Annotated in this window: 7 protein-coding genes; 2 read left to right on the top strand and 5 right to left on the bottom strand. The window is 46.5% G+C overall.

Annotation, left to right across the window (positions count from 1 at the left end; genetic code table 11):
• Window positions 1–38 precede the first annotated feature (38 nt).
• The 4 genes from VK541_RS00100 to VK541_RS00085 form a co-directional block, all read right to left on the bottom strand.
• The gene (locus tag VK541_RS00100; protein ID WP_324365644.1) at window positions 39–3,452 is read right to left on the bottom strand and encodes an efflux RND transporter permease subunit; all 3,414 of its coding nucleotides are present in this window, start codon (window positions 3,450–3,452) and stop codon (window positions 39–41) included.
• 23 nt (window positions 3,453–3,475) lie between these two features.
• Entirely contained in the window at window positions 3,476–4,576 is a 1,101-nt protein-coding gene (locus tag VK541_RS00095) for an efflux RND transporter periplasmic adaptor subunit (RefSeq protein WP_324365643.1), read from the bottom strand.
• Between the two features lie 14 nt (window positions 4,577–4,590).
• Window positions 4,591–5,937, bottom strand: coding sequence for a TolC family protein (locus VK541_RS00090; RefSeq protein WP_324365641.1), 1,347 nt, complete (start codon window positions 5,935–5,937; stop codon window positions 4,591–4,593).
• Between the two features lie 106 nt (window positions 5,938–6,043).
• Window positions 6,044–8,302 (bottom strand): excinuclease ABC subunit UvrA, encoded by a 2,259-nt coding sequence (locus VK541_RS00085; RefSeq protein ID WP_324365639.1) that lies wholly within the window; start codon window positions 8,300–8,302, stop codon window positions 6,044–6,046.
• A gap of 173 nt (window positions 8,303–8,475) precedes the next feature.
• Between VK541_RS00085 and VK541_RS00080 the strand changes: the two genes are divergently transcribed.
• Entirely contained in the window at window positions 8,476–9,423 is a 948-nt protein-coding gene (locus tag VK541_RS00080; protein WP_324365637.1) for an AraC family transcriptional regulator, read from the top strand.
• On the opposite strand, the gene VK541_RS00075 is transcribed toward VK541_RS00080, so the two are convergent.
• On the bottom strand, window positions 9,396–11,630 hold the full coding sequence (locus VK541_RS00075; protein WP_324365635.1) for a GH92 family glycosyl hydrolase: 2,235 nt from the start codon (window positions 11,628–11,630) through the stop codon (window positions 9,396–9,398). The genes VK541_RS00080 and VK541_RS00075 overlap by 28 nt on opposite strands.
• Window positions 11,631–11,722: 92 nt before the next feature.
• On the opposite strand from VK541_RS00075, the gene VK541_RS00070 reads away from it, so the two are divergent.
• Entirely contained in the window at window positions 11,723–13,498 is a 1,776-nt protein-coding gene (locus tag VK541_RS00070; RefSeq protein WP_324365633.1) for an aminopeptidase P family protein, read from the top strand.
• The last annotated feature ends 104 nt before the right edge of the window (window positions 13,499–13,602 follow it).

Below are 13,602 nucleotides of genomic sequence, written 5' to 3'. Positions count from 1 at the left end.
CCCCGTATATTTTCAGGTTATTCAGCGCAAGAATGACGTTAATCTTCTGTCGTTCTTGGTAACTCCTCCTTCTGAGTTTTTGAAGCCAGCATCTTTTTAAGCCTTTTTTTGTTATTGTCAGCGACCAGGTACATACATGGCACCAACACCAATGTCAGGAAAGTAGCGAAACTTAATCCAAAGATGATGGTCCAGGATAAGGGCCCCCAGAACACCGCATTATCGCCCCCAAAATACAAATGCGGATTAAGCTCTGTAAAGAGCGTTACGAAATCGAGGTTCATTCCCACTGCCAGCGGGATCAATCCCAGCATGGTAGCTGTGGCCGTCAGCAATACAGGTGTCATCCTGGTCCTTCCCGCCTCCACCACCGCTTCATAAACAGGCATGCCCTGCTCTACCATCAGTTCGGTAAACTCTACCAGCAGGATTCCGTTTCTGACCACAATACCCGCAAGGGCTACAATGCCCAAACCGGTCATTACAATAGAAAGGTCCATTCGGAAGATGGTGACACCGAGCAGCACGCCAATGATACTGAATATGATCTCGCTTAGGATGATGATCGGCTTGCTGACCGAGTTGAACTGCATCACCAGGATGATCAGGATGATAAATAAGGCACTAAGCATAGCCGTACCCAGGAAAGCAGCGGTTTCATTCTGCTCTTCCTGCTCACCGGCCATCCTGATCTCTACTCCGGCAGGCGCCTTAAACTCATTGATCTCGCTCTGGATATTGGCAACTACCTCATTCGGGTTGAATTCTCCGAGTACATTAGAGGACAGGATGATGATCCTTTTCTGCTGCTTGCGCTTCACGCCACCGTAAGTATTTACATAATCAATGGTTGCAAAAGAAGAGATCGGCACCTGCCTGATGATCCCGTTCATGGCCATATCCCGGTAGGTTAACTTCATATTGCGCAGGTCATCCAGGTTGTTTCTCTGCTCTTCTTTAGCCCTTACGTTAATTTCATAATCATCATTTACGTCCCGGAATTTCGAAATTTCGTAGCCGAACAAGGCGGTGCGCAACGCCATACCAATCTGACCTGTTGAGATTCCTTCACGGTTTGCACGCTCTCTGTTGATATCAAATATAACCTCCGGTTTATTGCTCTGGAAGTCAGAGCTCAATTCTTCTACCCCGGCAATTTGTTTTTTGTCAAGGTGTTTTTTTAACCGGTCTGCAGTGTGCGCAATAGAATCAAGGTCATCTCCGGTAATTTCTATACTGATTGGCTTCGCTGTTGGCGGACCGCCCTGTTCCTGTGCCACCGCTATCTTCGCACCTGGAATACCTCTTACCGCCTTACGGATTTTATCCAGATAACTGGCTGTGCTTTCGCCGGTTCTTTGCCCGTAAGATACAAATGCGACGGTCACTTTTCCTTTATTATTATACTCTCCCTGATCTTCCGACTGAGGATCGGTCACACCAACGGTCACATTTGAGATGATGGAGGACACATCCGGATTGTTGCGCCCCACTACTTTTGTCACTCTCTCCTCAACCTTTTGCACGATCTTGTCTGTATATGCCTGATCGGTCCCTACTGGCATGTCAACATATACATAAACGAAATTTGGATCTGCCGTTGGGAAAAATACGACTCTGGGAGGCACCATACTCACCAGGATCATGGTAAAGATAAATAAACCAACAGTACTCCAGATCATCGTCCTTGGACGTTTCAGCGCCCAGGTCAACAATCCATTGTATTTATTGACCACTTTTGGCCAGATCACATTCTGGAATTTCTTGATCACACCGGTGAGCACAAAATGATTCAGGAGGTACAACAGCGCAAGCAGCACCAAAAAGTTGCCCAACCCAAAGTTTATCAGGTAACCCAATAATATCAATACGGCAAACACCAGTAATGTGATCTTCACCCTTTTATTAAAAGTGGGTCTTTTGTCTTCGTGATCGTCATGCGGTTTCATAAAGTCGACTGCAAAGACCGGGTTGATGATATAAGCTACGATCAGTGAAGCGGTTAAAGTGACGATCAGCGTGACCGGCAGGAAGTACATAAACTCTCCAATGATCCCCGGCCAGAATAGCAAAGGGAAGAATGGTGCAAGGGTAGTTAAGGTACCGGAAAGCACCGGTAAAAACACTTCTCCCGTAGCAGTCTTGGCAGCTTTGACGATGGGCGTTCTGCCATTGTTAAAGATCCTGTGTGTATTCTCGACCACCACGATCGCATCATCTACTACAATACCCAGTCCCAGCAGGAAGGAAAACAGTACCATCATGTTCATGGTAAAGTTGAAGTCAAATACTCCCCCCAGAACAGGCATGGATAAAAACGCGATGAACATGGAGAGCGGCACAGAAAGTGCAACAAACAAAGCATTGGTCACCCCCATAAAAAACATCAGGATGAGTGTCACCAGGATAAACCCGATAATAATCGTGTTGATCAGGTCATGTAATGTGATCCGGGTCTGATCTGACTGGTCGCCCGTTATGGTGATGTTCAGTTTTTCAGGTACAGTAGTTCCTTTCATCTCTTTCAGCATCGCGTTGATCTTATCAGAAGCCTCGATCAGGTTCTCCCCGCTGCGCTTCCTGACATTCAGGGTGATCACATTTTTGCCATAAAGCCGGGCATAACTTTTTTGCTCTTTAAATGAATCTTTAACCTCTGCAATATCTTTCAGATAAACAGGAGCGCCGGTCTGTGACCTGATCACAATGCTGGCCAGCTCCTCTGCGCTCTTAAACTCCTTTTTTATACTTAGGGAGCGCTGCATACCGTCCATTTTGACGTTACCCCCGGATATCGTTCGGTTCTCATATCCCACTGCGTTACCAATGTCGTCAAATGATATCTTTGCTGCTTCCATCTTATGAAGGTCTACGTTGATCTGGATTTCCTGTTCCAGTGCACCGACAATATCAACCCCGGCAATCTCCTTCAATCCTTCGATTTTCTCTTCGATGTCATCGGCATATTCCTTCAATTTTTTCAGATCATAGTCGCCGGAAATATTGACATACATGATCGGCATATCTGAAAGGTTGACATCCATGATTACCGGATCTTCGGGCAGGTCTGTAGGCAAATCTGATTTGGCTTTGTCTACTGCATCCTTGATCCTTTGCTTGGCATCTTTAATATCTACATCGGCATTAAATTCTGCTGTAATGGTAGAGACATCCTGATAAGAATTGGAAGTCACTTTTTTTAGTCCCAGAGTACCCCTGATCTCCTTTTCCAACTGCTTGGTGACCAGATTTTCCATATTGGCCGGTGAAGTTCCGGGATAATAGGTATGAACGAAGATCTTGGGAATGATCACCTCCGGGAAGTTCTCTTTTGGGAGCCCCTGGTAGGAGAAATATCCCATGACGCACAATATGCAGGTAAATACATATATGGCCGTTCTGTTATCTATGGCCCAACTGGATGGACCAAACTCTTTATTTACGTCTTTCATATTCAATTCAAATTTGAATCAGCTTATATTTTAACGGCATCGCCATCATTGAGGTCCTGGAAACCGGTCACGATCACCTTATCTCCGGCTTTCAGACCTGAAACGACTTCAGCTTTGCCTTCAGATGTTTTGCCACTCTTGATGTCAGTTCTTTTTGCTTTGCCGTTTACCGCCACATATACATATTCACTGGTCTCTGACCTTTGAATGGCATTTACCGGTACGATCAGCGCCTTATTGTTTTTATAGTCGACGATCTTGAGTATGGCCAGCATATTGGGCCTGTATTTTTTATTGGACGGGAGCTTTACCTCTACGTTAAATCCACGGGCTATCGGATCTATCACTTTGGCGGCAAAACTGATGCGGGAGTTAAAACTGTCCGGCAAGTCCGGCAGGTTCACCTCCACTTCGTCTCCTTCGTCCACTTTACCAGCATAATTTTCAGATACCAGAGCTTTTACTTTGAGGTTGTTCGCATTGACGATCCGGATACCGGTAGGCGTGCCGGGCGCTACAGACTGGCCAATTTTCAGATCCATCGCATCTACGGTTCCTGAAACCGGGCTTTTGATCTTGTTCATGGCTGCCTGAGACTGAAGTCCGGACAGTTGTTTCTGCAGGCCTTCTTTCTGGCTTTTTGCAGTCAGGTACTGAACTTCGGTCCCGATCTTTTGGTCCCAGAGGTTTTTCTGACGGTTAAATACCGTAGTGGCCAATTCAAGTTGTGTCTGCATCTGTGCGATACTCTGGCGAAGCACTTTGTCATCGATCTGGGCAAGCACTTGTCCACGGCTCACATTCTGTCCTACTTTAACGTAAACAGCTGTTACCGCCCCCGGCGATTCTGGTGTGATGTCCACATTGTCGACCGCATCCACTTTTCCCTGAACTTCTACAAAGTTCTCAAAGGTGGTCTCCTTGATTTCTTCTGCGACCACTTCTTTAATTTCGGCGTTGTTTTTATCGACGCCCAGCTCCGCCTCAAGCTTGGTTATTTTATCATTAAGTGCAGTACGCTCCTTCTTCATCTGATCCAGCTGAGTTTTCTTGTCTTTAGGTTTATCTCCTGATGAGCAGGAAGCTAAAAAAAGCACGATGGCAACGGTATATAAGGTCTTCATATTTTGGGGTGGTTTTAGTAGTTAATATTTCCTGTAGCTTGATCCAGATCCACTTTGTTGATCAGCAGATCGTATAAGGCTCTGATGTAGTTATTTTGTGCTTCCTTTTGCGAAGTCTCGGCGGTGGTCACCTCCAGGCTTGATCCAACACCCTGCTCATACTTGATCCGGGCTACGCGCAATATCTCCTGTGCAAGCTTGAGGTTCCGCTCCTGGTTTTCTACCGACCGCAGCGCATTCGAGTAAAGTTTCTGACCAGTCGACACTTCCATGCTAATGCCATTTCTAAGGTTCAGCAGGTCATTTTCTGTTTTTTTGACCGCAAGTTTGGCATTGCGTACCTGGTAGATTCGCTGTCCGCCGCTGATGATGTTCCAGGACAAGGTCAGGCCGATCACTGACGTAGGATAACTCAGGTCATACAGGTTGGACAGCTCATTGGACTGAAAGTTTTTGCTGGCACTGGCAAACCCGCTCAATGTTGGAAGGAAAAAGCTCTTTTGTCTTTTCAGGTCCAGTTCATTCAATTTTTTCTGGGTCTCCAAAAGTGAATATTCAACACGCCTTTTGTATACCGCCGTATCCGTCACAGCCACAGCAGCCTCGGTACGCACATTGCTGATCTTGTCTGTGAGGCTAAGGCTGGCTTCTATAGACATGCCCATCTGAAACTTCAGCATGTCAATATTTACCGTGAGCAGCCGGGTCACGTTTTCCCGTTCTGTTTCCAGGTTGTTCTTCAGTACCTGAAGCCTGTCTACATCAATTTTCTCTGAAAATCCGTTCTTGAACATCGCTTCTGTATCGTGCAGCGTTTTGTTGAGCTGCCCGAGGTTGGCGTCGATCAAGATCAGCTGTTCATTGCTGACCAGCACAGAATAATAGGCCTTGGTCACGGCTACCGCAGTTTCGATCCGTGTACGCCGGCTATTTCTTACTGAAAGCTCCTTATAGGTTTTTGAAGCCTGCAGGCCCACCAGGTAACTCCCGTCAAAGATCAGCTGTTTCAGTTCGATAGCACCCGTGCTGTTGTATTTCGTCCCAAACTTCAGCGGGATCAGCGTCCCGGCGGGCTGACCTGCAAGTTCACCGGGCAGCAAAGTTGTGGGCAGTTTGAGGTAGTCCTGAAAATTAAAACTGGTTGATACCTGGGGCAGTCCTATCCCCAAAGTATGCTTCACCGTATTTTTGGCGATCTCCTCATCCACAGCAGCATTGAGCACAGCAGCCTGATGCACGAGTGCGTAATCGACAGCTTGCTTCAGGCTGAAGCTGTAATTGAGCGAGTCCCCCGACTGGGCCCTCGCCGCCATACCGGCAGTTAAGAGCAGGAAGATAATTATATATGTTTTTTGTTTCATAATCAATACTTTATATTTCAAAGATAATTGGCAATAGTTAAAAAGCAAGGGGGTGATTGAGACAAATAAAGGGCTTATCACGTCATTTAAGATCTGTTCTTCTTTTTTATACATTTTGCCGTGATAAATACTGTCCGGTTAAGGAACCACGGGCCTTTAACAGATCTGCCGGTGTTCCTGTGAAAATGACTTCTCCTCCTTTTTTGCCACCTTCAGGCCCCATATCAATGACCCAGTCCGCATTTCTGATCACATCCAGGTTATGTTCTATCACAATCACCGAATTTCCGCCATCTACCAGCCTGTTCATGATCTCCAGCAGGTGCCCGGTATCAGACATGTGCAGCCCGGTTGTAGGTTCATCGAGCACATAAATACTCCCTTCTTTATGCAGGTTACTGGCCAGCTTGATGCGCTGGCACTCCCCGCCGGAAAGCGTACTCAATGGCTGACCAAGAGTGAGGTAGTCCAGGCCCACATCGTGGATGGCCTGCAATTTGCGTTTCAGGTCTTTTTTGTCAAAAAAATCAACGGCTTCTTCGGTAGTCATCTCCAAAACCTCAGTAATGGATTTGCCTTTTAATTTGTACCGGAGCACTTCCTCTTTAAACCTCTTCCCATTGCAGATCTCACACACAGTTTTCACAGGCTCCAGAAACGCAAGGTCTGTAAAAATAAAACCCGTACCCTGGCAGTTTGGACAGGCGCCTTTGGAGTTAAAGCTGAATAAAGAAGGGCTTACCCCGTTTTCTTTGGCAAACAGCTTACGGATGTCATCCATTGTCCCGGTATAGGTTGCCGGATTCGACCTGATGGAAGTGCTTACTGCCGACTGATCGATGATGACCGCTTCAGGATGCTGTTTCACAAATATCCCATTGATCAGCGAGCTCTTTCCGGATCCGGCCACGCCGGTCACAACTGTAAAAACCCCGGTTGGGATAGATACCGTCACATTCTTGAGGTTGTGCAATGCCGCATCACTGATGATCAGCTGCCCTGTAGGTTGTCTGAATGTTTGTTTTATAGGGACCTGATGGCTCAGAAATCTTCCGGTCAGTGTCTTGGCCCGGGCCAGTCCCGCCACTGTTCCTTCATAGACGATCTCTCCGCCATGTGCCCCCGCATGCGGACCAACATCCACTACGTGGTCTGCAATGCCGATCACTTCAGGGTCATGCTCCACCACCAGGATCGTATTCCCTTTATCACGAAGCTGCATCAGCAACTCGTTCAGGCGGTGTACGTCACGGGGATGCAGACCGATACTGGGCTCATCAAATATGTAGATCATGTCGGTCAGACTCGAGCCGAGATGCCGCACCATTTTGATCCGCTGTGACTCTCCGCCCGACAGACTGCTGGTTTCCCGGTCCAGGCTCAGGTACTCCAGCCCGATATCGACCAGGTGCTGTAAACGCGTGATCAGTGCCGAGGTCATCGAAACGGCGATGGAATCGTCAATTTCCGCAATGACCCGGATCAGTTCATCAATTTGCAAATGTGTAAGCTCCGCAATGTTATGGCCATTGATCTTACAGCCAAGGGCAGCCTGGCTCAGCCGGGTACCCTTACACAAGGGGCATGACGCGAAGACGATGAAGCGCTCGAGTGTACTCCGCACAGATTCAGAAAGGACACTGGTATCCCGCTGGATGTACATCCGGTTAAATTTATCGGCCAGTCCTTCAAATTTTCCGTTAATGGGCAGGTTATCGTGCATCATGGGCACTTTTTTGCTTTTCCCGTGCAGCAAGATCTCCCATTCGGCCTCGCTGTAATCCTCCAGTTTCTTGTCATTGTCAAACAATCCGGAATAGAGATAGGTATTCAGGTACCAGCTGCCTACCGAAAATGCCGGAAACAGGATCGCCCCTTCATTCAAAGATTTTGACTTGTCCAGGAACTTATCCATATTCAGCCTTACGGTTTCACCCAGACCATTGCATTCGGGGCACATGCCTGAAGGGTCATTGAACGAAAACGCATTAGAGTATCCGATGAAGGGTCTCCCTATCCTCGAAAACAGCAACCGCAGCACCGCATAAATATCGGTGACGGTGCCAACAGTGGACCGGGAATTTCCACCAAGACGCTTTTGGTCAATCACTATGGCAGTAGAAAGATTTTCAATAGCATCCGCATCGGGTTGCCCGTGTTTAGGGAGACGGTTGCGGATAAAGGTCGAGAAAGTTTCATTGAGCAGCCGCTGCGCCTCAGCGCCAACTGTTTCGAAGACAATGGATGACTTTCCGGAGCCAGATACCCCGGTAAATACAGTGATCTTTCTTTTTGGTATCCGAAGGGAAACATTCTTGAGATTGTTCTCGCGGGCACCTTTAATGACTATAAACTCCTGCTTCATAAAAAGAATAATTCCTTAACAAACAAATTTGAATATAATTGGGTTCCGCCTACCCCTGAGGAAAGGATAATATACCATGCAAAAAGGATTTATTTCCTGACTTTTTCTTTTAAAAGGTAAAATTTTACTAGATTCGCTTTCATACCTGTCTCTAAACATCATCGCCTAAGTACATGAATGACAAGGAATTAAATACCCAAATTTTCGCTAATCTGACCGAACACTGTGAGGTCCAATATACTGACGAAATCGGTACGTCAGGTTTCATGCGCCTCAGCGAGATCAGAATAGAGGGGGCCGACATCTTCGCCGCCAACAGCAGGCAGGAGCGGGAAATCACCCTGCGGGAGCAGCATGAAACGCCCACATTAGCCATGTATTTTTCTTTGCAGGGACAAAGCTCCGCATGGGAGCTGAACAGTAAAGATAAGTATGTGCTCAACGACAACGAACATGTATTGTCCTTTGTTCCGGGCTTTGACGGGTATTATGCATTAAGCAGTCCCGAGATCAGGAATTTCGGAATTTCCCTGTATGAGCCTTTTTTTCGCAGATTGTATTCTGCCGATCTCGACTGCCTGAAAAGATTCTGGGATAAGGTACACTCAGGAAAAGCGGCCGATCTTTCTGAGCATGCGCTGCCGGTCACGCCAAGACAGCAGTCGCTGATCAATGAAATGCAAAACTGTGTCTATACCGGCAACATGAAGCAATTGTTTTTTGAGTCCAAGATCATCGAGCTATTTCTGCTGCAGGCAGAACAGGCAGAAAACTTAAAAGGGCAAAAACCGCTGAAAATGGAACGCCACAATATCGATAAGCTGCATGCCGCAAGGCAGCTCATCAAACAAAGAATGTTTGACCCTTTAACTTTAAGCGGCATTGCACGCGAGACAGGCCTCAACGAGTTTATGCTCAAAAAAGGATTTAAAGAGCTATTCGGACTCACTGTTTTCGGATATCTGAATGAATTGAAGATGGATTACGCCCGACAAATGCTCCTGGATTCCGGATGCACCATTTATGAAGTGGCCTATACCATGGGCTATAATGAACCCTACAATTTCTCAAAAGCTTTCAAAAAACACTTTGGTTATCTGCCGGGTGAATTAAAAAGATAAATTTCCACATTCCCTCCTTTCATCAGCATCTCATGACTGATGTCATATTTGGCATATACTTTTCCGTTCCACCTGATCTCCCTGATGTAGATGGATTCGGGAGCGGTCCTGCGGGTAGTGATCTTTAATTTTTTGGCTTCCGGCAGGCTGATTTCTATCTCATCAAATAAAGGCGAACAAATCATGTACTGATCTGAAGCGGGACTCACCGGATAAAAGCCCATGCTGGCAAAAACGTACCAGGCAGACATCTGACCCGAATCGTCATTTCCGCTCAGTCCTCCAGGGCCGTCACTGTATTCATCCCGGATGATCTGGCGCACCACACGCTGTGTCTTCCATGGTGAAGGCGTATAATTGTATAAGAACGCAATGTGATGACTGGGTTCATTGCCATGCCAGTATTCATTTTTTTCAAACAGTGTATCCAGTGCTTTCTCCAATCCTGCTGGTCCGCCCATCAATTTGGCCAGGCCGGGAATGTCCTGAGGAACATAAAAAGAATATTGCCTGGGAGTACCCTCTGTTATAAAAGACGATTTTTCATCAGCCTTAAAATTACCGATCCAGGTCCCGTCGGCGTTTTTGCCGCGAACTGAGTTTACAGAAGGATCAAATACATGCTTATAATTCGACGCCCTTTTTATCAGCTCCTCATAGTCAGCAGTTTTTCCAAGAGGCTTTGCGATCATCGCCAGTGCATAATCATCATAAGCGTACTCGAGTGTCCGGCTCACCTGTTCGTTTCGGTGAAAGGCAAAGGGTACATCATCTTCCGTTGGGATATAATTGTATTTGAGATAAGAGGTCAATGCCCGCCTGCCTTTCCCATTTTGATAATCGGCAGCAGGAGGAAGCTCAAAAGCATTTTGCCGCATCAGGCGATAGGCCTCATTGACGTCATATCCCCTGATGCCTTTTAAATAAGCGGAAGCAATAAAAGAGGTCACATGGTCACCGATCATGGCAGCCGTATAATTGTTCCAGCATGGGAAAATAGGCATCCAGCCACCCTGCTGGCCTTTGATGATCATTGAAGCAACAAAATCATTGACCAGATCCGGTTTTAGGATCTCAAACAAAGGCAGCTGTGCCCTGTAGGTATCCCACATGCTGAAATCGTCATAATAGTTGCCTTTGTCCAGCTTCGACAATTCATACTGACCCGCAAACCGGGGGTAGGTACCGTCCACATCATTAAACAGACGCGGATGCTGAAGCGTGTGGTAAAAGGCCGTATAGAAAATCCTTTTGTCTTTCTCTACGGAGGTTTTAACTTTGATCTGTGCCAGCGCTTTTTGCCAGACCTCTTTTTGCTGCTTTACCAGTTCATCAAATTTCCAGGTCTTAATTTCAGCCTCAAGGTTTTTCCGTGCCCCGGTCAAACTGCTGAAGGAAGTCCCGATGCGGATGCGAAGCCGCTCGCCCTTATTGAGCTTGAAGCCCAGGTAAGCTCCTGATTCTTTTTGATTTAATATACTGTCCTGAAGCAGTAGTCCGCTGCCGGAAAAAACGCCGCCCGTGGCAGATACCCTGTCAACCTGTAGGACAAACCAGCCATTAAACCCCGCAGGATTGCCGCTTCCCTGGTAGATCCTGTAAGCCGGATTATAACCAACAACCTCCCCTCTGGTCCTGTCTATCTTAACAAAACCTTTGCCCTTATCACTATTTGGCACGATCAGCAGGTACAAGCTATCCGTTTTATTCATAGTAAACTGCAACATACCACAGCGGGCTGTTCCCGTTAATTCTGTTTTTAGCTGATCAGCAGGCAATGTAACGCTATAGTAATATGGAGTAGTGATTTCGTCCTGATGTGAAAATTCCGCAGCATAGGCCGCAACAGTAGTTTTGAGTTTTCCCGTTACCGGCATTATCGTAAAACTGCCATAATCCGGAACGCAGGAACCGCTTAACCAATGCGTGCCTCTAAATCCGCTGATCTTTGTATCACGGTATAAATAAGGAGGGTTGCATTTCGTCTCCCCGGTCTGCGTCTGCGGTGTCCACTGGATCATACCAAAAGGAATGCCCACACCGGGAATCGTATTGGCATTCAGCTCGGTTCCGCTCCCATGTTTCAGGGCCCCTTTGGTAGTAGACGCCGCAGTCCCGGAATAAGGCTGTACATATCTGGTCAGGTCTTCTGTTTTCTGTGCAAATGCCGCCACAGGAAAAAGCAGCAGCAATAAAAGTCTCTTCATACAGTTTTAAAATTAACAAATATTAGCGCATATTGCCTCCGGCAGATAAAATATTAAATACATAGATTTGTGCAAAACATAAAAAACGAGACATGACTTATACTGAAAAACTGAGCGCCATACGTAATCAAATGAAGGCCGACAATGTGCAGGCCTACATCATTCCCTCTGCCGATCCGCACATCAGTGAATACCTGCCTGACCATTATAAATGCATTCCTTTTGCTTCAGGTTTTACCGGTTCAGCCGGAACACTGGTGATCACACATGACTTTGCAGGACTATGGACGGACTTCCGTTATTTTGAACAGGCTGCAGAGCAGCTGGAAAACAGCGGTTTTGAACTGGTCAGACAAAAAGTCCAGCATGCCGCTGAATACATCAAATGGCTCACTGAAAAACTCGGCAAAGGCGCTATAGTCGCCAGCAATGAAAAACTGGTCTCTGTGCTTTTGGGAGATCTGCTCACTCAGCAGCTGTCCTTAAAGGGGATCAGTATTACAGATAAAGATTATTTAAGCCCGATATGGAAAGACAGACCAGCGCTGCCTGCAGAAAAAGCATTCCTGATCGATGAAAAATACACCGGTCAATCCGTAAGCAGCAAACTTGCCCAGGTCAGGGCGGCCATGCTTGCCAGCAATGCGGATCATCACCTGGTATCTTCTCTCGATGATATCGCCTGGCTCTTCAACATCCGTGGTAAGGACGTTAGCTACAACCCGGTAGTTTTGAGTTTCGCGCTGATTAATCAGGATCATGCCAAATTATACATCAACCCGGACAAGTTAACCGCTGATGAAAAAGAAATTCTGCTGAAAAGCGGTGTTGAAGTATTTGAATACGAAGAAATAGAAAATGCACTCAAACATCTTCCTGATCATAACACCATTCTCGTAGACCCTAAAAGAAATTGTTTTGCCTACACGAAAATACTGCCTGTTTCAGTCAGGATTATTAAAGAGACCAATCCTTCGACCAATCTGAAGACCATAAAAAATGAAACCGAACTGGCCAATACCCGCACTGCCATGCGAAAGGACGGCGTTGCGATCACCCGTTTTTTAAAATGGCTTTCTGAAAACATCGGCAAAACTCCAATCACCGAACTTTCAACTGCCGGCGAACTGCATAAGTTCAGGGCACAGCAGGAGGGTTTTGTGGGAGACAGTTTCACTACGATCAGCGCTTACGGGCCACATGGCGCATTGCCGCATTACGGGCCAACTGAAGAAAGCAATTCGGGAGTGAAAGCAGAGGGATTGTTTTTAGTGGATTCAGGCGGCCAGTATTTTTATGGCACTACGGACATTACCCGTACTATTCCAATGGGCAATAATACAGAAGAAGAAAGTATCGACTATACCTTAGTGCTCAAAGGGATGATTGACGGCTGTAAAGTTCGATTTCCTAAAGGTACCTGCGGTTATCAAATAGATGCCATTACGCGCAAGCCGCTATGGGACCACGCCATCAATTATGGTCACGGTACTGGACACGGTGTAGGTTATTTTTTAAATGTTCATGAAGGTCCGCAGGTATTTAATGCAACTGCTACCCCGGTCGCTGTAGAACTTGGTATGATCACTTCTGTGGAACCAGGGATTTACCGTCCGGGAAAGCATGGCATCCGAATAGAGAACCTGGTCAATACCATTAAGGATGTAACTAATGAGTTCAACGAGTTTTATGCTTTTGAATGTTTGACCATAGCGCCGATCAGTACGAAAATTGTGAAGAAGGAATTGCTGGAAGCAAATCAGATCGAATGGCTGAATGATTATAATGCGCTTGTTTTTGAAACACTGAGTCCGTTGCTTACTGATGATGAAGCTACATTCTTAAAGGAAGAGACAAAAGCCATTTAGTATTTACTTATCGCCTAAGTCAGGGCTATTTAGAAAAATTAAGCATTCTCTTCGAAAGCTAGAGCTGCCAAAGCTCCCGAGGTAAACTCGGGACAGGTTGCGCA

The organism is Pedobacter sp., from assembly GCF_035317785.1.
Taxonomy (GTDB): domain Bacteria; phylum Bacteroidota; class Bacteroidia; order Sphingobacteriales; family Sphingobacteriaceae; genus Pedobacter.
This window is presented reverse-complemented; position numbering and strand designations above follow the sequence as displayed.